Raw genomic sequence first — 20705 nt, 5'->3', positions numbered from 1 at the left:
GCGCGGCCAGGTAGACGCTGGCGAACCCAAGGTGCGTTCGGTTCAGCGGGGATCGAGGGAGCATCCTTTGCACTCTCCGGCCATCGGTGCGGCCCAGGGAAGGCTTGCCCCAAGTCCGGTACGATGGCGCCGATCAGCGGTCTCCGTGCCACGGCTAGCCGCCGTGCATGGACAAAGGTGCCCCTGAGTGTAGGCCGGAAGTCCGGGATGTGATACGCCTCTCAGCCGAGCCGCGGGCCAACGGAAGCCGGCAACCAAAGAACCGAGGATGGCGCCTGATGTGTTGGCGGCAACCAGCCCGCCGATGGCCGGGCCCGGCTGTGGATTGGCGGCCTGGACGACGCGCAGTAGATAGGGCAGGACAGCCCCCAGCATGACACCGGGCAGGACCATGACCAGCAGGGCAATGCCGGAGACCGCCGTCAGGTATTCCATCCAGCCCGCGCCGGAGCCGACGTAGGTCAGGCCGGCCGTTGCGCTGTGGAAAGCCCAGGGCGAGACGACCACCACCGTCGCCGCAATGGTGAGCAGGGCAAGCAGCACATGACGGGGGTTAAAGCGAGGGATCCGCGCCAGTCCATGGGAGGCGACGGAGCCCAGGCTCAGCGCCAGGAGGAAGGCGACGAGGACGATCGCATACGTATAGACCGAGTTCTGAAGGACCTGGGCAAAGAGGCGTGTCCAGAGCACTTCAACGGCGAGGGTCACGAACCCCGATGCGAAGGCGTTGGATGGGGCTGTCGGGCGGTCTTGTCGCCGGTGCCCGGGGTCCGGGCGGCGCTATCGGTGGGCGATGTCGATGATCCGTCGGCACGCCTGCCGGCAGATCGGGGCGTATGCAAAGGCCCAACGCGGTAGTTCGAACACCACTCGCGCCCCGCCGTTCGGTAGCGGATCGACGCGGTGCCCAGTGGCGGGAAAACGGGCGACCGACCAGTCCCATCGGTAGGGTGGCTCGAATGTTGTAATCCGGTACCCGACTTGCAATCCAACGCCGGTGATGACAATCCGCCCTGTCGCGCCGGCATGAATGTAGCGCTCGGCCGCTATGACACGACGAACGCTCGGTCCCCAGCGTGGCCACTGATTGGTGTCCGTGAGGATCTCCCACAGGTGTTCGGGGGTGGCTCTGGAGTCGAGACCAACCTCGAGCGGCTTTTCCGGCATGGGGCGGTCGTGGCGCATTGGTATGTTCCCGGGCAGCCTGCTGACTGGCGCTGGTGGCTGAGGTTTAGAACCGACTGAAAGGCGCAGTCACTGCTCACCGCGGGCCGGTAAGCCGGGGGCGCGCAAGTCTGATTATCTTGGACTGCGCGTTGGGCAGGGGGAAGGGGTGCACGCGATGCGTATAAGCTTGCAGATGCGAATGGTTCGCAGTACCATTCTATGTGGCTTTCGTATCGAGAAGAGGTTGGTGTCATGAAGCCGAGGCTGAGGATGTTCGGACGGGCGGCGAGAGAGGTGTTCCGTACGGTGGGGCTGCTGGTCTTTGTCGCCGGCGCCGGCTATTTCCTCATCGCCGGCTACCTCACCGTCCACGAGGGTCTGGCGGGGCAACAGATGGCCGATGACCCGGAGCCGGGCTTGACAGCCGCGCTTGAGCCGGATGGGGAGCGTTGATTCTGCACAGGCGGTCGGGAACTGTTGGGTGACTCCCCGCTCGGGGGTGGTCAGGCGCTCAACCTGCTGATTGTGAAGGGTGTTCTCCTGAGCAGGTTTTGATCAATCGACCTCCGGGCCCCTCGAAATGCGGGCGCCCCCGATTTTCTCCACACGGTTTTCCACAGATTTTGTGGAATTCGCCCGCGATCCGGAACGGACCTTTTCTCCACTGCAAGAGGCGACCGAAGGCTCCGGTGCGTTCAGTGGCGGAAGCGCCTGGACGCAACAGGCAAGCGTGCTATGGTTGGCCGGACAGGCATCCCGCGTGGCCTGTGGGCGGCAGCCCGCGGTCACCGTCCCCCGAAACTTGAGAACGGCCACTCTGGCCCGAACTCCAGGTCGCACGCACCGTGCCGGATCCGGCACGGCTGACCGGGTTGCGCCCGCGAGCAACCGACCTGCCCCCGTCGACATAACCGATTGGCTGGATTGAATGAGTAAAAGACCCGAGATCGTTATTTCATCCCGCGACGCCGAGCGGCTTGAGGACCTCATCGATTCGCTGTCTCGGAACGCCTTCCCGGGCAAACCGGACCTTGAGAACGAACTGGCGAGGGCCCGGATCGTCGAACCGGATGAGGTCCCGCCCGATGTGGTCACCATGAACTCGACCGTCCGGTTCCGTGTGGAAGGGACCGAGGAGGAGTTCACGTTGACGCTGGTCTATCCGAAGGACGCGGATCCGAGCGGGCAGACCATCTCGATACTGGCTCCGGTGGGCAGTGCGCTGCTTGGCCTCTCGCAGGGCGAGGAGATCGATTGGCCCAGGGCCGGTGGCGGTGAGCATCGAGTCCGTATTGAGGAGATCGTCTATCAGCCTGAGCGCTCCGGTGAGCATCATCGGTGATCGGGGGTGAAAAAAAGGGCCGGACCCCTTGTGGTGTCCGGCCCGAAGTACCGCTGACGTGAGCACCCAAGCGACCGTGAAGCCGCTGGATTGAATGTTACTGAAAACGATTCCTATTTGCAAGCCTGTCGCCGTCGCCTCTCCGGGGGCGAAGCTTCGGCGGTGCGTTGTCCGGATCCTTGTCTGAGTCACCACACCGCCCTCGTCGGTTCGGGCGGGACTGCTAGCCTGAGTTAGGGAGCGGCGTGGGGCGTCGTCCGCGCTATGGCGGAGCGCCCCGGCAGGCACCTGCAACCAGAGGGCGTCCCATGAGCCTGACCGAACGCCGAGCACCTGCCCGGCCCCGGTCCCGCTCGGCCGAGCCTGGCTTCGGGCCGGATACCCGGGCGCAGACCACGCACGTGCTTGGACTGGAGCTGCACGCGCCGGTCTTTATCGTCAGTGCCGGTCTCCTGCTGCTGTTCCTCGGGCTGACACTGGCCTTCGCCGAGCCGGCGCGGGATCTTCTGGAGGCGACCCTGGACGGGGTGCGCGGGCGGTTCGCCGGTGTGTTCCTCGGTACCGGGAACCTGCTGGTGCTGCTTTGTTTCGCCCTGATCCTCCTGCCCGCGGGCAACATCCGGCTCGGGGGTGCGGCGGCCCGGCCGGAGTTCGGTCGCCTCTCCTGGCTGACCATGCTCTTTGCCGCGGGCATGGGCGTGGGGCTGATGTTCTGGGCGGTGGCGGAACCGGTGGCCTATTACACCGACTGGCTTGGCACTCCGCGGGGCGTCGAGCCAGGGACCGAAGCCGCAGCCCGGCTGGCGCTGGGCGCGACCCTCTATCACTGGGGGCTGCACCCCTGGGCCATCTACGCCGTGATGGCGTTGGCTCTCGCTTTCTTTGCCTACAACCGCGGTCTGCCGCTGACCGTGCGCTCGGCCTTTTATCCGCTGCTCGGTGAGCGCACCTGGGGGCCGATCGGCCACACCATCGATATCGTCGCGGTGGTTGCGACGGTCTTCGGCCTGGCGACGTCGCTCGGATTCGGGGCCCAGCAGGCGGCCAGCGGTCTGAGCACCATCTTCGCCGGTGTCGAGGACGCGCTGGGTACCCGCCTACTGCTCATCGCGGTGGTTGTTGGTGTCGCCGTGGCGTCGGTACTGCTGGGTATCCAGCGCGGGATCCGCGTGCTGAGCAACCTCAACCTCGGAATGGCCGGGTTTTTGCTACTGTTCATCCTCGTCAGCGGGGGGCTGTTGGCGTCTGCCGTCAGTCTGGCGACCGCCGGGGTCAGCTACCTCGGCCAGCTGGTGCCGATGAGCACGCCGGTGGGCCGCGATGATGCAGGCTTCATGGAGACCTGGACTGTCTTCTACCTGGCCTGGTGGATCAGCTGGTCCCCCTTCGTGGGGATGTTCATCGCCCGTATCTCCTATGGGCGCACCGTCCGCGAGCTGGTTACAGCGGTGCTGCTGGTGCCGACTGCGGTGACGTGGCTCTGGATTAGCGCCCTGGGGGGCGAGGGGCTTCGTCAGGTCCAGGGCGGGCTCGGAGGCCTGGCCGACGGCTTGGGTGAGCGCGAGTCCATGGCACTGTTCCATCTGCTGGAGCAGTTGCCCGGTACCGAGTTCACCGCTGCGCTGGCGGTGCTGTTGGTGGTGATCTTCTTCGTGACCTCGTCGGACTCCGGCTCGCGCGTCCTGGATGCGGTAACAGCCGGCGGCCGCCTGGATACGCCGCGTATGCAACGGGTGCTGTGGGTCGTGTTGACCGGTGTGCTCGCCGCCACGCTGCTGTTCGTCGGCGGCGAGGCGGCCCTGGGTGCACTGCAGGCCGGTGCCGTGGCCAGCGGCTTGCCGTTCGCGATCGTTGTCCTTGCGCTGTCGCTGAGCCTCCTGATCGGTCTCCGGCAGGAAAGGGAGCGTCTGAGCGCGCGGGGGATGGAGCTGCAGCCGCCCCGCGGCGAGCCGACACGCGGGCGCACTGGGTTGTCACGCCCCCAGGCCGCTGGCTGCGCGTATCTGCTTGGCCCGCTCAGCGCACTGCTTCTGTTGATGCTCGAGCGCGCCGACCCGCTGGTCCGGTTCCATGCGGTGCAGTCGCTGGTCTTCTCCGCGGCGGTGCTGCTCCTTGCCGTGGCGATCCTGCTCCTGGCCGTTCCACTGGGCGGGTTGCCCCTGCTAGCGTGGATAGGCGGTGGACTGCTGCTGTTGCGCGCATGCCTGGTGGCGCTGGGCAAGGAGCCGTGGCCATGAAACGAGATCAATTGCGCCGCAAACTCGCGGATCCCAACGCGCCGCCGTTGCTGGTTCAGATCGGGCGGTTTCTGTACGGGCGCGTTACCCGCCTGTTGCTGCTGGCCGCCGCGCTGGCGCTGCTCGGCTCCATCCTGTTGTGGGGAGAGGCGGCGTTCCTGTCGCTGATCGCTTTCACCGTCCTGCTGCCGGCCACGATCATCTCCATCCTGCTGCGCTGGTGGCCAGGAGAGGTGGCCCGTGGCCGCGAACCGGGAACCTCGGCCCCTTGGCGGCGCACCCTCAATCTGCTGGCCGGCGGCATGGTGGTGACCACCCTCGGCTCGCTGATCGCCGGAGTCGGCCTGTTCGGTACGGCCGCTGGCATCATGCTGCTCACCACGGGGCTGCTCCTCCTGCCCCCGGGGATCAGCCTCACCCTGCTCGCGCTGTCCATGCGCTACCGGTTCCGGGTGGGCGGCACCGCCTACGATCCGCGCAAGCAGCTTGGCGAAGAGACCGCCGAGCCGCCCGAGCGCGTGCTGTATCGGGCCGAGGTGCACTGGGGCGTACTCCTGCCGGCCGTGCTTGCCCTGCTCACCAGCGCGCTGCTGGCAGTTGGTCCTTTCGGCGTCGTCGGCCAGGTCATCGCCACGATCCTCTATGTGCTCGTCTTCCCCGGGCTGGCGGCCTACGCTCAGGGGGTGTATTTCGATACCGAGCTGCGCGTCACCGAGAACCACCTCGTCGTCGAGACAGGTCTGATCGTGGTGCACTCGCGGGTCATCCCACTGTCGGACGTTCAGGCCCTGGGGGTCCACTACACCTGGCTCGGCCGCCTTCTTGGGTATGGCCGCGTGGTGATCACCACGCGCGACGGCGTTTGCGTGATCGTCCCCGGGATTGTTGATCCCTTCGGGATCTATCAGGTGGTCATGAGCCGGGTGATGCATGGCGGGCAGCAGGAGCCTGCCCGTCTGGTGGCTCCGGCGTTGTAACGGGCTTGGCCCGGGAGGTTGCTATGGAAGAGATCGTCGTCACCGTCGATGGCTCGGAGTACTCACTCTTCAGTGGCCTGGTGGTGGGCCATGAGCTGCAGGAGCAGAGTGGTCTGCCGTTGAGGTTGCTGTCCGTCGTGGAGCCGGAGGGCTCGGGTCCCGGCCGCCGCAAGGATATCGAGGACATGCTGCCACTGGGCGAGGCGGGAAGCCCCCGGGTCGGTGCTGCGGAGATTGAGGTAACCCCGGCCCAGCGCCCGGCGGAATACCTTGCGCAGCGCATCAGCGAGGACACGCAATCCCTCTACTGCGTGGCCACCCGTGGCCGGGGGACCATGGGCGAGGCGCTGCTCGGCAGCACCGCCGCAACGCTGACCCGACAGGCAAGTCGCCCCCTGTTGCTCAGCGGGCCGGCACTGCCCAGCGGCTGGAGCGGTCCGGTTCTGCGGATTCTGGTTCTGCTGGATGGCTCAAGCTTCGCCGAGCGGATCTTGCCCCGGGCCCTGCAGCTGGCCGAGGCGCTGGACACCGAATTACGCCTGGTCCGGGTGGCCGTCGACACCGCCGGCCAGGATACCTCGGAGGCGGCCAGTTATCTGCAGGCGCTCGCAGCGGCATGGCAGCCGAAGACCCGTCAGAAGATTAGCCACACCGTCCTCGAGTCCGAGCAGGATACCGCGGAGGCGATCACGGATTATGCGGCCAACCGGGGCAGCCTGGTGGCCATGACGACGCAGGGCTGGAGCGGGCTGGCCCAGCTGGCTCTGGGCAGCGTGGCCCATGCGGTGGTCCGCCAGTCGTCCGTACCGGTGATGGTGTTCAATCCAGGGCACGAGGACGACGAGGCTTGAGGTCCGCAGGCTTTTTGTCGGCGGCGTGGGCATCCGCCGTCGGCTGGAAGTGCGTCATAATGGGATAGTCGTGCTGCTCGGAGTGCGTAATGAAGATCGTTTATTGGGGAGTCGGGCTTGCGGTCGTTCTGGTGGTGGGTGTCATCGTTGCCTGGTGGGTCGTGGTCCGCGGCGTCGAGACACCGGAGTACTCGGTGGTCCTGCAGGATGGCGACCGCGAGCTGAGGGATTATCCGGCGCTTCGGGTGGCCGAGGTCGAGCGCAGCGGCAGCCGGGGCGATGCGGTCAGTGCCGGGTTCCGGCCGCTGGCTGGCTACATCTTTGCGCGTGAGCGCGAGGGTGATTCCATCGCCATGACGGCCCCGGTGACCCAGACGCCGGAAGGCGAGGGGCGCTGGTTGGTGCGTTTCATCATGCCGGCAAAGTACTCCCTGGACGACCTGCCCCGGCCGGCGGGCGAGGAGATCACCCTGCGCGAACTCGACCCGCAGCGAATGGCAGCCATTCGCTTCTCGGGCCGTGCCAGCGATTCGATGGTCGAGGAGCACGAGCGCAGGCTCCGCGAGTGGATGACGGATCAGGGGCTGGAGGCCGCCGGCGAGCCGGTTTATGCCTATTACGATGATCCGATGACCCCGGGGTTTCTGCGCCGGAACGAGATCCTGATCCCGGTCGAGGATGCGCCGGCGGAGGCGGCGTCGTAAGCGCCGTCTAGCGCATCCACCGGCAACGGCTCAGCGGGGGCGGGACCCGCCCCCTCCGTCCACTGGCCGAACGCACGATGGCCACGCCCTGCTCGACGCGTAGCACCCAAACCGTGTCGCCGGCAGTCAGCTCCCCGCGATCCTCGAGCATGGCCGGCAGGGGGGTGTCCTCACCCTGAGGCTGGACGCAGGGGATGCCGTCTTCATCGACGTCAACTTCGGCGAGCGTGTAGTCCCGTGCTTCCCGCTTGAGCCGGTGCCTTTCCCGGCGTTGGATGGCTGGCGGCAGAAAGCGGGCAGCAGCGGCCCCGACGAGTAGTGCGATCACGAACTGGTGGGCATCGCCGAGGGCCAGGCTGGCGAGCGCCGCTGCCAGGGCGCCGATGGCCGCGGCCAGCAGATAGCCACCCTGCAGGCTCGACGGGCGGGCGCCGAGGTCGATGGCCGCCAGGACGGCAGCGATCAGCAGCCACAGAAACATGGCTTAGACGCGGTCCCGTTTCAGGCGTTCGGCGGCCCGCCGCCGCGCCTCGGTGCGGGAGAGCTTGCCTGCCGCGCGTTCCTGCTCGGCGGCCTCCAGGCGATCGGCCTGTTCCGTGTCGCCGTGGCAGGCGCGGGTCAGTGGATCGTCGCGGCTGCCCGGGGCGCGCCCGTCGCGACGGCGCTGGATGATGACGGCGACCACCAGCGCCGCCAGTGCCAGCCCAACCAGCATCAAGAATTCAAAAGCCAATGCCCCATGCCTCCACGGCTCACGATTGCACGCGTGGTTCCGAACCCTTGGAGGAATCTAGCCGATTCCCGGGCGGCGAGCAAAGAGCAGGTGGCCCGGAGGGCCCGGGGAGCGCCAGAGGGCGCACTCCCCGGCCTGCCGTGCGGAACGTTTAGAATCGGACCTTGGCACCCAGCCGCATGTCGCGTCCCGGCTCGCGTGCGTAATCGCTATCCTCGACGGTCTCACCGGCTGCGTACCGCGGGATGGCGGTGTGGCTGGCGTACTCTTCGTCGAAGAGGTTGTGCACGACGAAATAGAGGGTGACGTCCTCGTCGCCCCCGGGCTGCCAGCGCATCTGCACATCATGGGTGGTGTAGCCGTCGCGTTCGCCGTCGCCCGGGATCACCCGCTCCAGGTCCGCGACCGCCTTCAGCGTGTAGCCGACCTGGAGAGCCGGGTGGAACTGGTAGACGCTGTCCCAGACCAGGCGATCCCCCTGCGGGCCGACGGCACGGACCAGCTGCTGGCGTCCGGAGGGCTCGCCGGGGGTCAGGGTGTCCCCGTCCCCGAGGCCGCGCACCTTGTCGTGGGTGAAGCTCACGGAGCTGTAAAGGGCTTCCCCGCGCCACGCGGCCTTGAGCGTGTAGCCCTCGGTGGTGATCTGATCGTCGAGGTTATCGATGCTCTGGATCGGTTGCCGTCCGAGACGTGTGGGTTGCTCGAACCCGTAGAGGATCAGGTCGTCGATATCGGTCCGGAACAGGGTGCCGGAAAGCTCCAGTCGGCCGCCGGCCAGCGGCTGCTCGGACCGGACGCCGGCCTCGGTCGTAGCGCTGGTCTGCGGGTCGTCATACTCGATGCGAGTCGCCTCGAACTCGTCGAGGTTGAAATCGTCAGGTACCTCGTTCTCATCGAATTGGTCGCGGCTGCCGATGTTCCGGTCCAGATGCAGCGTCGTGGTCCCCGAGCGGCCCTGGGCGGACTCGCCGTAGCCCACGAAGAGCTCGGTTGACGGGGTGGCCCAGTAGCCGATCCGGGCGTTGGTGGAGACCTCCGAGAAGTCCACTGACTCCCCTAGTTGTTCATAGTCGGTCTCCATCCAGTCGCCCCGAACCCCCAGCGAGAGATCCAGTCGCTCGCTCTCGAGTCGGTTCTGGATAAACGCCCCCTGGGACTCGTAGGTCAGGATGTCGCCGCCCCGGCTCGGATGGTCGCCTTCCCCGGTATCCCGTTCGATATCGCCGCCGACGGTCAGGCGGTTCTCCCCGTGGCCCAACGGCCCCAGGGAGCCCCGCGCGAGGGTGGCGGTGTTGGCCAGGCGGCCGCCGACACCGTCGCTCAGGAAACCAACCTCGGCGTCCCGGTCCTCCCACTCGCTCTGATTGCGGTAGAGGTCGAGTTCCAGGTCCACCCACCGCGTCTCCGGGTGGAACTCGTAGTTGAGGCTGGTCGTCTCCCGCACCATACGCTGATCGGCAAGGTCGTCCTCTTCAAAGGGCGGACGATCGCCGCCGCTGAGGGGCAATTCCCCCAGGTTCTCGTTCTCCTCATAGCCAAGTCGGACCCGCTGCTGTTCGCCATCGGCGTTGAGCCGAAGCAGCAGATTGCGGTCATCGTACGCCGTGTAATCCTTGATCTCGCCACCACCGAGGCGATAGTCCTCGGTGGTCGTGTAACTGCCGCCCACGAGCAGTCCGATCCGTTCGGTGGGGTAGATGGCGCCCGCCGCACTGGTGGCGAGGGAGTCGGCCGCGCTGGCCCGGACGCCCCGCGCGAAGCCGCCGTAGCCGGTCTCGGGGTCGACGAGGTCGCCTGCGTCGATGGTCTCGAAGCGGACCGAGCCGCCGGTGGCGCCGTGGCCGTCGTCCGCCGCCGGCGGTCCGGGTTCGGCCTCGGCGTAGCGGAGGAAGGCGGGATCGATCCCGGCGAGGCCGCCCCGGTGGTTGTGCAGATCCCGGCCCTGCCGGGCGCCGTCGACCGTCACCCGGGTCTGGCTCCCCTCGATACCGCGCAGATAGAGGCGTCGCGCCTGGCGTGGACCGCCCACGTGGGATTCCGAGTCGCCCCGGAACAGGTCCTGCAGACGGTGGGACTGTTGCCGGCTGATCCGCTCGGTGCCGCTGCCCTCGATCTCCTCCGGCGGTTCAACGAGGACTTCGGGGAGCGCGGTCGGGGCCTCATCGGCCCCGGCGGTGGTGCTGAGGGCGCCGAGCACCGCCAGGCTGGTGCAGGTGAGAAGCGGCGTCTGCGTTCTTTTCGGATGCATCGTGCAAAGCCTCCTGATGGCCAGTCCAAAGTGCGATCCCCGGGTAGGCCCCGGGTGGATCACGGTTTACGCAGTGGCTGGCTGGGTGCAGGGGGCAGCACCTGGCTCGCGAAAATGGAATAAAAAACGATGGAATGTAGGGCGTAGAGCCGGGGTGAAACGGCCCGGGTCACTTGGTCAGGATGAGTTTGCCCTGTCTTGTCTCACGGAGCTGGTACGCCTCACCGCGGTGGTGGATGAAGACACGATTCGCGCCGTTGAAGAGGGCAGCGCTGTCCATGTGCGGGGTCCTTGAGGTCTGTTCGCGCTGATGATCGCTCGGAGTGGGAACCTCCTGGCTGTGGGCGGCGGTCGTCGGCTCCTGGTTCCGTTTGGTCATGGCTGCTTCCTCTGATTGCCGTGCCTCTGCCCGTGCCCGGAGCGTCAATCCGCCAGGGCGCGGATGAGAATCATTAGCGAATGCGATTCTAGTCCGGAATGCCCGGCTAGGCAACCGGGGGTCTGTGTTGGTGCCTGGCCGGGCGCGGGGGGTTGACTTACTAATACGAATCGTTATCGTTTGCGAAAGCCTAGCCAGCCTCCGGTCGCGACCGGGCCAGCCAGGTTCAAGAGGGGGTCGAGGCGTGATGGGACTCCCTTCCTGGCTGACGCGTTGACCTGACTGGAGGTGGCAATGGTGCATGGTTCCTTGGAGTGGCCAGGGTGGTGCTCGGGTCTCTGCCTGGCCTGTGTCGGCCTGGGTGCGTGTGCGTGGAGCACAACGGCTCTCGCCGCGGAGGGCGGTGGCGAGGGTGCCGTCGGCGCGGCCCTGGAGGATGTCGTGGTCACCTCCGGCATCGGCGCCGTGCGTCGCGAGGAGGCCCCGGCCGGTTACGGCGAGATCACGCGGGAAGATATCAAGCGCCGCCCGGTGACGACGCTGGATCAGATCCTGCGCGAGACTCCGGGCGTGGATACCACGGCTGTGCGTGGTGGTCGCGATCGGCCCCAGATCCGGGGCCTTGAACCGCGGCACACGCTGATGCTGATCAACGGTCGTCGGCTCAACAACACCGACGAACTTTTCCCCCACAACGACTTCCGCACCGGGGCCATGCCGCCCATCAGCTCCATCGAGCGCATCGAGGTGGTGCGCAATCCCGCCTCGGCCGTCCACGGGGCGGACGCACTCGGAGGCGTCATCAACATCATCACCCGGCCGCCAACCGACGAGTGGCAGGGTACCGCGACGGCCCGCTACGGCACCCTGGATTCCGGCTATGACGGTGAGGAGCAGCACTACTCCCTGTTTGCCGGCGGTCCCCTTGGCGAGCGCTGGGGCGCGATCGCCAGTCTGGAGTTTGTGGACACCGAGCCGTCGCTGCTGCCGGATCATCACTACGCTGGCGAGGAAGACTACTACCAAGAGGGCCGGGAGGCGCTCAGCGGCTACGCGAGCCTCTTCTACGATCCGGCGCCGGGGCACGAGTTCGAGTTCTTCCTGAGCGCCGGGGAGGAAGAGCGGACGGGGCGGAGTCAGCCTCGAGATGAGTTGCCTCCCTGGCAGCAGATGTACAGCGAGATCCGGGGGTTGGATGAGCTCGGTGAGGAGCCGACCCATGTCGATCTGACCCGCTACGCCTTCGGCGCCGCCTACGCGCTCGAGCGCACCGACTGGGACGGAGAAGTCCAGCTCTACCGCTCTCGGGTCGAGGCCGAGGAGCCTGAGCGAGAGCAAATCCGTGAATTTGTTGGTTGGCCCCCTGCGCCCCCGCCGCCAGACCAGGATGAGGTACCGGTCTTCGAGCTGGCCCCCCGTGAAATGGAGCACACCGAGGACGTCGCCCAGGCCCGCGGCGGGGTGTGGTGGAGCGATCGGCAGCGGCTGAGCGCCATCGTGGACTACCGCCGCGAGACCTTCGAGCGCGAGGTCGGTGGCGAGCCCGAGGTGCCCCGGGACCGGGCCCACCACTACGGAGTCGGCCTGGAGAACCGCAGCTATCTGCTCGGGGATCGCCTGCTGGTCACGCTCGGCGCTCGCCTGGATGGCCACAGCGAGTACAGCGGCGAGGTCAGCCCACGGGTCAGCGGCGTCTACGCCGTCAATGACGAGGTGCGGGTTAAGGCTGACTACGCCGAGGGGTTCGCGGCACCCAACCTGCTCCAGCTCTCCGGCGACTACGAGATGGACCACTCGCACATGCCGGTCCCGGAGGCGCAGTTCTACCTCTACGGCAACCCGGACCTCGATCCGGAACGCTCGCGCAGCTACAGCCTGGCCCTGGAGCGTACCGGCCAGCACAGCCGCCAGGCGATCACCCTGTTCCGCACCGAGGTGGAGGACCAGATCGTGGAGCAGCGCACGGGGGAGGAGCGTCCCGACGGCGCCCACGTGCGCCGCTACGACAACATCGAGGAGGCCCGGACCAAGGGCGTGGAGTTGGAGGCTGGCTGGCGCTGGCCGGATGGTAGCCGGATCCGCGGCAGCTACACCTACCTCGCTGCCCACGACCGCGAGACCGGAGACCGGCTCGAGAATCGGCCTCGCCAGCGGGCCAACCTACTCGCCGAGGCGCCGCCTTGGTCCGGCGCCCTGGCCCACACCCGGGTCGAGCACGTCGGTGACCAGGCCGGGGTCGGCGAGCCCTACACGCTGCTCCACCTGGGGCTGCGCCAGCAGCTGCCGGCGGGGATCACCGTGGGGATCGGCGTGGAGAACGCCACCGATGAGCGCCCCTACCGTACGGACCCCGAGCGTGTGGGGCTCGACGCGGATGACGCCGATGATTTCTACGGCACGATGCCGGATCCGTTGCGCGGGCGCTTCTACTACGTCTCGGCCGAGCTTGAGTGGTAGGGGAGGGCGTGATGAATGATCGAATGGGAAGCCTGACGCCGGCGGTCACCAGTGACCCCCTGCGCTACGCGTTCACCGCCCGGCGCCCGGTCATGCCGCGCCAGGACAAACAGGCGGTGTCGGAGACCGAGATCCCCCGCCGGTGGGCGGAACTGGAGCAACAGTCACCGGCAGCCGGCAAGCGACTGGCCTACATCAATATCCCGTTCTGCAGGGCCAACTGCCTGTACTGCGGCTTCTACCGCCATCGCTCGGGCGCGCCCCGGCTGAACCGGTATGTGGACCTGCTGATCGAGGAGATCCGTCGCGACGCGGCCCTGCCGCTGGTCGGGGATCGGCCGATCCACGCGGTCTACCTCGGCGGTGGTACGCCCAGCGATCTGCCGGCGGGAGATCTGCAGCGGCTCCTCGCCGCCGTTCGCGAGTGTCTGCCCTTGGCCGCCGACTGCGAGATCACCCTGGAGGCGCGCATCGCCGGGCTGACCGAGGAGAAGATCCGGGCTGCTTTTGCCGGCGGGGTCAATCGCATCTCGGTCGGTGTGCAGAGCTTCGACACCCGGGTCCGTCGCCGGCAGGGCCGGGTTGCAGCTGCCCAGGAGGTGGTCGAGCGCCTGGTCCTGTTGGCCGGCCATGACCAGGGTGCCGTGATCGCCGATCTCATGTTCGGACTGCCCGACCAGGATCTCGCGAGTTGGCACCGTGACCTGGACAGCTGCCAGGAGCTAGGTCTGGATGGCCTGGATACCTACGCGCTCAAGCTGATCCCGGGCACTCCGCTGCAGAAACTGGTCGAGCGCGGGTGCATCGAACAGCCGGCAGGGCTCCCGGAGCAGGCGGAGTTCTACGCGGAGGCCGTCGAGGCGCTCTCGACGGCGGGTTGGCGGCAGATTAGCAACAGTCACTGGGCGCGAACGCCACGCGAACGCAACCTCTACAACCTGTTGATCAAATCCGGTGCCGAGACGCTCGCCTTCGGTGCCGGCGCCGGCGGCAGCCGCGAGCCTTACACCTTTGCCAACACCCCGGATATGGAAGCCTACGAGCGTGCCGTGGCCGCCGGAGACAAGCCCGTGGCGATGATGCGGGTCTCGGATGCGCTGCAACCCCTCCGGGACACCCTGATGGGTGGTGTTGAGATTGGCCGTCTTGAGCTGCCCGCCCTACGCGCCTGCATGCCGATGTCGGTGCAGGCGGACCCCAGCCCCTGGAGGCTCGTTGACCGCTGGGTCGAGGCAGGGCTGGCGGAGCGCCGCGGGGAGCAAATCCATCTAACGGTGGCGGGACGTTTCTGGGCGCCGAATCTGGTCACCGGCTTTCAGCAGGTCTGTGCGCAAGCTCTGGAATCGGGGAGGAAGGCCCATGCAGACGGATAAACAGGAACAGGGTCATGAGGCCGTCCGGCAGGTGCTCGAGGAGCGTCCGGACGCCGTGATCGAGGACCTGGCCCGGAGTCACGGGCTGACGCCGCTGGAAGCGACCCGCTGCCTGCCGGCCTCGTTCTGGTGCGAAGCGCCGGGCGAGCAGTTCGAGTCGATCCTCAAGGAGGTGAGTGACTGGGGGGAGGTCCTGGTCGTCGTCCACAACCGGGATCTGATTCTGGAGGTACGGGACCGTGTCCCCCCCGGCAGCTCAGCGCACGGTTTCTACAACCTTCACGGTGACAGTGCACTCGGTGGCCATCTGCGGCCGAAGCGTTGTGCGGCGATCCTTTTCGTGGTGCGTCCTTTCATGGGGTTCCGGACTGCCTCACTACAGTTCTTCACCCCCGAGGGCGAAAACCTGTTCAAGATCTTCCTTGGCCGCGACGAACAACGGTGCCTGCGAGCGGATCAGTTCGAGCGTTTCCGGGCCCTTGCTGCAGAGTTGGGCGGCTATCCGGGCTTGCGGATCGGCGAAGGGGAGGAGGAGCGATGAGTGCGCGTACGGTCCTCTTGTTCGGTGCCACGCGCGGGGTCGGGCGGCTCATGGCCGAACGCCTCCGAGAGCGAGGCCGACCGGTGGTGGCCCTTGCTCGGGTCTCGGAGCGGGCCGAGGGGCTTGCCCAACTCGGCGTCCGCGTCATCCACGGCGATGTAACCGATGCGGACTCGGTAACCGCTGCGTTCCGGGCAGCGGGCGAGACCGCCGTAGTGGTCTCCACCGTCTCGGGCGCGCTCGAGAAAAGCCGCTTCGTGGATGAAGTGGGGAATATGCTGGTCACGGATGCCGCTCGCGGCTGGAACCCCTTCCGCGTGGTGCTGGTGACGGCCATCGGCTGCGGTGAGACGCGGCCGTACCGGTCTCCGCAGGCGGTCGAGGCGTTCGGGCAGATTGTCGACGCCAAGACCCGTGCCGAGAACTACCTGCGCGGATCGGGTTTGCCGTATTTGCTGATCCGTCCCGGTGGGTTGCTTGATGGCCCACCCTCCGGAAACGCGGAGCTGACGCGCGCGCCGGATGCCCACGGCAACGTCCGGCGTGCTGACGTCGCTGCGCGGCTTGAGGAGGTTATCGACCGGTGGGATTGCAACGGGCAGGCGTTCTCCGTCATCGACCCCACCCAGCCCTCGGCGGCGCGGCGGCGTCAGCGGCAGGAGCAGAGGGCGTCCCAATGAGCACCATCGAGCCGAGCGCCACGGATCTGGGTGCGGCCACCCGCGAGCGGGCCAGCGGTCGGCACGGCCGCTACTGGTCCGTCTCGGATCTAGTCATGGTAGGCACCTTCGCCGCACTGGCGAAGGTGGCCGGGCTGTTGATCGTGCTCTTCGGTGGCGGGATGAACCCGGTCACGCTCATGGCCAGCAGCATCGTGTCGACGGCGCTGCTGCTGGTGCTGCTCCACAAGGTCCAGCGCCTCGGGACATTGACCATCTTTCTGCTGGTCAGTGCCGTTGTCGACATCCTCGTCCTGGGCGGCAACCCGGTCCGCATCCCCGCCTCGCTGCTCGCCGGCGTGCTGGCCGAGGGGGTGATCTGGCTGCTCGGTGGCTATCGGCGGATGTTCGGGGTGATCATCGGGGTCGCCGTGCACGAATTGCTGGCCCGCGCCATCAGCCTGGGCGTGGGTGCCCTGCTGGTGCGCGAGGAACCGCGTCTGTTGCTGATGGTGGCCGCGGTGGTGGTCGTCAGCTACATCGGCAGCCTGTTGGGTCTGTGGCTGGGTCGACGGTTTATCGAGGAGCTGCGACATGCCGGTATCATCCATCACTAGGACGGCCGGAGATCGGCAGACCCCGCTGCATGGGCTGGCCATGCGCACCAAGATGCTCATCAGCGTAATCGCCGCAGTAGCTGTGGTCGTGCTTGAGTCGCCCGCGGTGCTGTTGGGCCTGCTAGTCATCAGTACCGCCTACGCTGCCCTGAGCCGGCGCTACGGCGTCCTGCTCGGAGCCTACCTCCTGTTCGGGGCCCTGTGGCTGCTGGCCCTGGGGTTTATGCATGTGATGGGCGTGTTTCTGCCGCGGCTGGGTTACGGTGAGTTGGCCGATGTGGTCGTGCCCTTTCTCCGTTCGGCGATCCTGCTCAACGCTGTGCTCGCGATGGCTTTGTCCTCCCGCATCCAGGGGGCGCTGTCGGCGCTCAAGTCGCTCTACCTGCCGTATTGGCTCTACCTGCCGGCAGTTGCCATGGTGCGCTTTGTGCCGGCCTTCCTCTTCGACGTTCAGCAGGTTGGCGAATCCGTGCGGCTTAAGGGCTACAGGCCCGGGCCGTTCCTGCTGGTGCGGCATCCGGTCGCCTCGCTGCGGCTGATCTTCATGCCGCTGCTCTTCCGGGCCCTGCGTACGGCGGACGATCTCTCCGTAGCGGCCGAACTCAAGGGGCTGGGAGCCAACACGCCGGCCTCCCGCTACCGCGAGGATCGTTTCGGTGAGCGGGACTGGGTGTTCATGGTGCTGGCGGCAGTTGCCATCGGGGGCTCGTTGTGGCTTGAACTCGGAGTCGGGTGGTCGTGATCACGCTCGAGGATGTGACCTACACCTATCCGTTTCAGCGTCATTCGGCACTGTCGGAGGTTAACCTCCACGTTGCTCCGGGGGAGGCCATCGCGGTGACCGGTGCCTCGGGCTGCGGGAAGAGTTCGCTGCTGCGGATCATCAATGGCCTCATTCCCCACCATTTTGAGGGCGAATGGGCGGGGCGGGCGCGGGTTGCCGGACGCCTGACCCGTCAGGCCATGCTGGCCGAGATCAGTGCCCGCGTCGGCACGCTGTTCCAGGATCCGGAACAGCAGTTCTTTGCCCTGCACGTCGAGGATGAGCTCGCCTTCACGCACGAGCAGCGCGGTGAGCACCCCGCACGTATTGGCACCCGTGTGCAGTGGGCCATGGAGCGGTTCCGGCTGACCGGGCTGAGCCATGCCAGCGTCTACGATCTCTCGGACGGGCAGAAGCAGAAGGTTGCGCTGGCCGAGGTGATGTCGCGCTCGCCTTCGGTGCTTGTGCTGGATGAGCCTACGGCCAATCTCGATCCCGAGGCAACCCGGGAGCTGGCGCAGCATCTGGCCGAGCTCCGTGCAGAGGGCGTGACGCTGGTGATCGTCGATCACCGCCTCTACTGGCTGACCGGGCTGGTGGATCGCATCCTGGTTATGGAGGCGGGTCGGCTGGTCATGGCGGGGTCGGCGGAAGCAGTCGCCGAGTCACGTCACCGCTTCGGCCTGCGTCAGCTCAGGGTCGAGGACCAGCGCGCGCGTCTGCCCGAGGTCCCGCGGGGCGGCCGTGGACACATCGAGGTTTCCGGACTGTCCTTCGCCTACCGCAATGGCCCCGCGCTGATCGAGGATCTGGATCTGAGCCTGCCGGCCGGGGAAGTCATCGGTGTCCTCGGTCCCAACGGCGCCGGCAAAACGACCCTCGTCCGCCTCCTGACCGGGTTGCTCAAGCCTGATGCTGGGCAGATCCGGGTCCAGGGTCGGTCGCTGAGCGCGCGTGCCCTGATGCGCCGTACGAGTGTGGTGCTGCAGAACACGGATCACCAGCTACACATGCGGACGGTCCGGGAGGAGCTGATCAGCTCCGTGCGTGGCGCGGGATGGGAGGTGGACCCCGCTTGGATCGACGAATTGCTGCACGAGTACGCGCTCAACGGGCTGGAGAAGCGCCATCCGCAGTCCCTCTCCGGTGGTGAGAAGCAGCGGCTGGTGGTGGCCTGTGGCCACGCGCGCAGACCGCAGCTGTTCGTTCTCGATGAGCCGACCAGTGGACTCGACGGCGCGAATCTCACGCTGATCGTGCGGAACCTGCAGCGCTTGGCGGACTCCGGGGCGTGTGTCATTGTAATTAGCCACGATCTGGAGCTGATCGAGCGGGTCTGCACGCTTCGGTTGACCCTACCTGCCCGCTGAGTCCTTCGCGCGGGATCGCTCGGTTGGGAGCAAAACCCGCTGTGCAGCTAGACAGCGGCGGCGGATAAGGGGCGCTATCGGATGAGGATTGACCGACTACGCAGGTTGCTCCGTGAGCTCGCCAGCCCGGGCGGGTTTCGCCGCCACCCCCTGCTGGCGGTGACCTTGGCGCTCATTGTGGCCCTGATCATCTTCGGGTTGGCGCTGCGCCCGGTCTGATCGGCGGAGGATTTGAATCAAATACCAAGGCCTTTGCAATCTCGGTCGTTCTTTGCCAACCGATTGGCACGGCAGTGAGTGTTGCGTGTAGGGTTATCTCTGTAAGCGATGTGACTGTCCCTAGGGTATATTTCTGCTTTAGCGGGGAGTACAAAGGGCTCCTGGGGCAGGGCCCTAGGAGCCCATACGTTTACCGGGTCTCTTGCATGATCCAAGGTGCCCCTTCCAGTTCGGCGGGACGCCCCTCAATATGGGTGATTTCGGCGTCTTCGATATCCTGATCAATAGTCTCAGTCGTTTCCACGGCTATCTGTTCCGCCCACTCGCGCGGGTTGCCGACAATGCTCTCTACACCCTCCGTGACTGCTCCCGCGATGAGCCCTTGGTCTTCATCGAGAACCTGCATGTAAAGATCCAAGTGATAGCCTTCTTCGTACTCCCAGAGGCAGCCGTGGACTTGGGTTTGGGCCCCGGTCACATCCCGCTCAGCTTCCCCGGTCCAGACAGCTCCGTCGCAGCTTACGACCGAGAGTTGAAGTTGTGCAGTATCTCCCGCTAATGCTCCGACTTGTGTGCCCTCGAACGGGTTCGTCACTTCAAATCGTCCAGGCTCACTGGGGGTCTCACTGGGGGGTATGGGCAGTGCCGTTTCCAGCGTGCCTGAAATATTCCTCTGGATGCCGTTGCTCGTTGCTTCCGCGACGGTTTCAATGCCCTCATCGGTTTGAATATCGAACACTTGGTACATTTCGTAGTGTTCCTGCTCCCCGGCAAGCATCTGGTTGATGGTTCCGCATCCGGATAAAGTCATTGAGGAGCAGGCGAGGGCTAGGCTGAGAGGGAGAGAGCGTCTCATCGTCAATCCTCCGCTGATCAATGTTATCCCATCACTCCCGGCCGCGCTGATCGGCGGCGGCATACCCAACCAACTATGAATCGATAGACGCTCCGTGGAAGTAAAGCCAAGCCGCGCCGTCTTCGTCAACCCCGTTTAGATTGCCATTTATCGTTTATGCGGCTGGCAACTGGCATGCGGAAAAGGATGTTTACGTCGCCAGCGCCCCGGTCAGCGCACCGGCCGCTACTCCGGCGAGTACTGGCAGCGGCAGGGAGACCAGCAGGCGGGCCGCGGTGGTGCGGGCGCCGAGCATCGGCAGCTCGAAGGCGGCGACGCGGTGGAAGGCGAGCACCGACCAGGCGGTGATCAGTGCGATGAGCTGAGCCATGCCGGCGCCGGCGTCGCTCAGCACCACGACTAGAGGGAAGGCGACCACCGGTCCGCCGGGCAGGAAGCCGCCGAGCAACGATGCGATCAGGATCCCTGCGCCGCCCGAGTCCTCGCCGAACAGCGAGCCGACCGCCTCGGCCGGAATCAGCACGGCCAGGAAGGCTGCCGCGATGAGCGCTACCGGCAGGCGCGTGAGCAGCGGCTGGAGTTGTCGCCAGCCCTCCCGGGCGGCGGCACGATGGCTGCCGTGGGGCTGGAACTGCGCGATCGCCGCGCAGATCCCCAGCAGGATGAGGATGGTCACAAAAGCACTCAGCATGCCCAGCGCCTCACGCGACGGCCCAACGGGCGGGCCAGGAGTGCGGCCAGAAAGGGCAGGGGCAGGGAGACGAGCATCTTCAGCGCAACGAAGTCGAGCCCGAAGAACGGGATCTCCCAGACCAGGGCGCGGTTCAGGCCGAGGACCGACCAGGCGGTGAGGTAGGCGACGCACACCTCGAACGCGGCCCCCGAGCGCAGGAGGGCCACCACCAGCGGGAAGGCCGCGAACGGGCCGCCCGGAGTGAGGGCGCCGGCAGCCGTGGCCAGGGCGAGGCCACGCACGCCGCTGCGCTCGCCCAGCCAGCGTTCAATGGCGTGGCGCGGGATCAGTGTCTGTACATAGCCGGACATGAGCAGCGCGGCCACCAGGATCGGTGCCACCTGCAGCATCAACTCGCCGGCCCGGCTGAGTGCGTCCCACCAGGCCGCCGGGCCATGGAGCACGTAGACCGCGGCCCCGGCGCCCAGCGCCAGCACCGCGAAGAAGATCGTCATCGGATCCAGGTACCGCGCGGACAT

22 protein-coding genes and 1 pseudogene are annotated in these 20705 nt (G+C 66.7%); 14 read left to right on the top strand and 9 right to left on the bottom strand.

Annotated elements, in window-relative coordinates:
- Positions 1 to 42 precede the first annotated feature (42 nt).
- Positions 43 to 708 carry a hypothetical protein gene (locus LRG10_RS10000; protein WP_238635488.1) on the bottom strand — a complete coding sequence of 222 codons (666 nt, stop codon included), beginning with the start codon at positions 706 to 708 and terminating at the stop codon, positions 43 to 45.
- A gap of 72 nt (positions 709 to 780) precedes the next feature.
- Entirely contained in the window at positions 781 to 1185 is a 405-nt protein-coding gene (locus LRG10_RS09995; RefSeq protein ID WP_201169395.1) for an SRPBCC family protein, read from the bottom strand.
- Between the two features lie 234 nt (positions 1186 to 1419).
- On the opposite strand from LRG10_RS09995, the gene LRG10_RS09990 reads away from it, so the two are divergent.
- From LRG10_RS09990 to LRG10_RS09965, 6 genes and pseudogenes are all read left to right on the top strand, one after another.
- Positions 1420 to 1620, top strand: a complete 201-nt coding sequence (locus tag LRG10_RS09990) for a hypothetical protein (RefSeq protein WP_201169393.1) — start codon at positions 1420 to 1422, stop codon at positions 1618 to 1620.
- A 475-nt stretch (positions 1621 to 2095) separates the two neighbouring features.
- Complete coding sequence (gene rnk / locus LRG10_RS09985; RefSeq protein WP_201169390.1) at positions 2096 to 2509, top strand: nucleoside diphosphate kinase regulator; 414 nt, start codon at positions 2096 to 2098, stop codon at positions 2507 to 2509.
- A gap of 308 nt (positions 2510 to 2817) precedes the next feature.
- Positions 2818 to 4407 (top strand): annotated as a pseudogene (locus LRG10_RS09980) (BCCT family transporter); the annotation flags it as partial.
- Positions 4408 to 4742: 335 nt separating this feature from the next.
- The gene (locus LRG10_RS09975; RefSeq protein WP_201169384.1) at positions 4743 to 5723 is read left to right on the top strand and encodes a PH domain-containing protein; all 981 of its coding nucleotides are present in this window, start codon (positions 4743 to 4745) and stop codon (positions 5721 to 5723) included.
- Between the two features lie 23 nt (positions 5724 to 5746).
- On the top strand, positions 5747 to 6574 hold the full coding sequence (locus tag LRG10_RS09970; RefSeq protein ID WP_201169382.1) for a universal stress protein: 828 nt from the start codon (positions 5747 to 5749) through the stop codon (positions 6572 to 6574).
- Positions 6575 to 6663: 89 nt separating this feature from the next.
- Positions 6664 to 7278, top strand: a complete 615-nt coding sequence (locus LRG10_RS09965; RefSeq protein WP_201169380.1) for a heme-binding protein — start codon at positions 6664 to 6666, stop codon at positions 7276 to 7278.
- 7 nt (positions 7279 to 7285) lie between these two features.
- Here LRG10_RS09965 and LRG10_RS09960 read toward each other — a convergent pair whose 3' ends face one another.
- The 4 genes from LRG10_RS09960 to LRG10_RS09945 form a co-directional block, all read right to left on the bottom strand.
- Complete coding sequence (locus tag LRG10_RS09960) at positions 7286 to 7759, bottom strand: hypothetical protein (protein WP_201169378.1); 474 nt, start codon at positions 7757 to 7759, stop codon at positions 7286 to 7288.
- A 3-nt stretch (positions 7760 to 7762) separates the two neighbouring features.
- Positions 7763 to 8011: a hypothetical protein gene (locus tag LRG10_RS09955; RefSeq protein ID WP_201169376.1), complete on the bottom strand. Its 249-nt coding sequence runs from the start codon at positions 8009 to 8011 to the stop codon at positions 7763 to 7765.
- A gap of 151 nt (positions 8012 to 8162) precedes the next feature.
- A complete protein-coding gene (locus tag LRG10_RS09950) occupies positions 8163 to 10259 on the bottom strand; it encodes a TonB-dependent receptor domain-containing protein (RefSeq protein WP_238635487.1) in 2097 nt (698 codons plus the stop codon).
- A gap of 169 nt (positions 10260 to 10428) precedes the next feature.
- Positions 10429 to 10638 (bottom strand): hemin uptake protein HemP, encoded by a 210-nt coding sequence (locus LRG10_RS09945; protein ID WP_201169372.1) that lies wholly within the window; start codon positions 10636 to 10638, stop codon positions 10429 to 10431.
- Between the two features lie 294 nt (positions 10639 to 10932).
- On the opposite strand from LRG10_RS09945, the gene LRG10_RS09940 reads away from it, so the two are divergent.
- The 8 genes from LRG10_RS09940 to LRG10_RS09905 all read left to right on the top strand — a co-directional run bounded on the left by LRG10_RS09940 (position 10933) and on the right by LRG10_RS09905 (position 18637).
- On the top strand, positions 10933 to 13095 hold the full coding sequence (locus LRG10_RS09940) for a TonB-dependent siderophore receptor (protein WP_238635486.1): 2163 nt from the start codon (positions 10933 to 10935) through the stop codon (positions 13093 to 13095).
- 11 nt (positions 13096 to 13106) lie between these two features.
- Complete coding sequence (gene hutW / locus LRG10_RS09935) at positions 13107 to 14468, top strand: heme anaerobic degradation radical SAM methyltransferase ChuW/HutW (protein ID WP_238635485.1); 1362 nt, start codon at positions 13107 to 13109, stop codon at positions 14466 to 14468.
- Complete coding sequence (hutX, locus tag LRG10_RS09930; protein WP_238635484.1) at positions 14455 to 15009, top strand: heme utilization cystosolic carrier protein HutX; 555 nt, start codon at positions 14455 to 14457, stop codon at positions 15007 to 15009. Before hutW ends, hutX begins: the two co-directional genes overlap by 14 nt.
- A complete protein-coding gene (locus tag LRG10_RS09925) occupies positions 15006 to 15689 on the top strand; it encodes an SDR family oxidoreductase (protein WP_238635483.1) in 684 nt (227 codons plus the stop codon). The genes hutX and LRG10_RS09925 overlap by 4 nt, the downstream gene beginning before the upstream one ends.
- Positions 15686 to 16285, top strand: a complete 600-nt coding sequence (locus tag LRG10_RS09920) for an MptD family putative ECF transporter S component (protein WP_238635482.1) — start codon at positions 15686 to 15688, stop codon at positions 16283 to 16285. The genes LRG10_RS09925 and LRG10_RS09920 overlap by 4 nt, the downstream gene beginning before the upstream one ends.
- Positions 16263 to 17027: an energy-coupling factor transporter transmembrane protein EcfT gene (locus LRG10_RS09915; RefSeq protein WP_238635481.1), complete on the top strand. Its 765-nt coding sequence runs from the start codon at positions 16263 to 16265 to the stop codon at positions 17025 to 17027. The genes LRG10_RS09920 and LRG10_RS09915 overlap by 23 nt, the downstream gene beginning before the upstream one ends.
- Positions 17024 to 18418 carry an ABC transporter ATP-binding protein gene (locus LRG10_RS09910; protein WP_238635480.1) on the top strand — a complete coding sequence of 465 codons (1395 nt, stop codon included), beginning with the start codon at positions 17024 to 17026 and terminating at the stop codon, positions 18416 to 18418. The genes LRG10_RS09915 and LRG10_RS09910 overlap by 4 nt, the downstream gene beginning before the upstream one ends.
- 81 nt (positions 18419 to 18499) lie before the next feature.
- Positions 18500 to 18637 carry a hypothetical protein gene (locus LRG10_RS09905; RefSeq protein ID WP_201169367.1) on the top strand — a complete coding sequence of 46 codons (138 nt, stop codon included), beginning with the start codon at positions 18500 to 18502 and terminating at the stop codon, positions 18635 to 18637.
- A 190-nt stretch (positions 18638 to 18827) separates the two neighbouring features.
- Here the strand turns inward: LRG10_RS09905 and LRG10_RS09900 are convergent, their stop codons facing one another.
- The 3 genes from LRG10_RS09900 to LRG10_RS09890 form a co-directional block, all read right to left on the bottom strand.
- The gene (locus LRG10_RS09900) at positions 18828 to 19385 is read right to left on the bottom strand and encodes a hypothetical protein (protein ID WP_238635479.1); all 558 of its coding nucleotides are present in this window, start codon (positions 19383 to 19385) and stop codon (positions 18828 to 18830) included.
- Between the two features lie 298 nt (positions 19386 to 19683).
- Entirely contained in the window at positions 19684 to 20184 is a 501-nt protein-coding gene (locus LRG10_RS09895) for a hypothetical protein (protein ID WP_238635478.1), read from the bottom strand.
- On the bottom strand, positions 20178 to 20705 hold the full coding sequence (locus tag LRG10_RS09890; protein ID WP_238633123.1) for a permease: 528 nt from the start codon (positions 20703 to 20705) through the stop codon (positions 20178 to 20180). Before LRG10_RS09890 ends, LRG10_RS09895 begins: the two co-directional genes overlap by 7 nt.

Origin of the sequence: Halorhodospira sp. 9628 (assembly GCF_022228075.1) — a bacterium.
Lineage (GTDB): Bacteria > Pseudomonadota > Gammaproteobacteria > Nitrococcales > Halorhodospiraceae > Halorhodospira > Halorhodospira halophila_A.
Note: the sequence above shows the minus strand (reverse complement) of the source record. Positions and strands in the feature narration are given on the sequence as shown.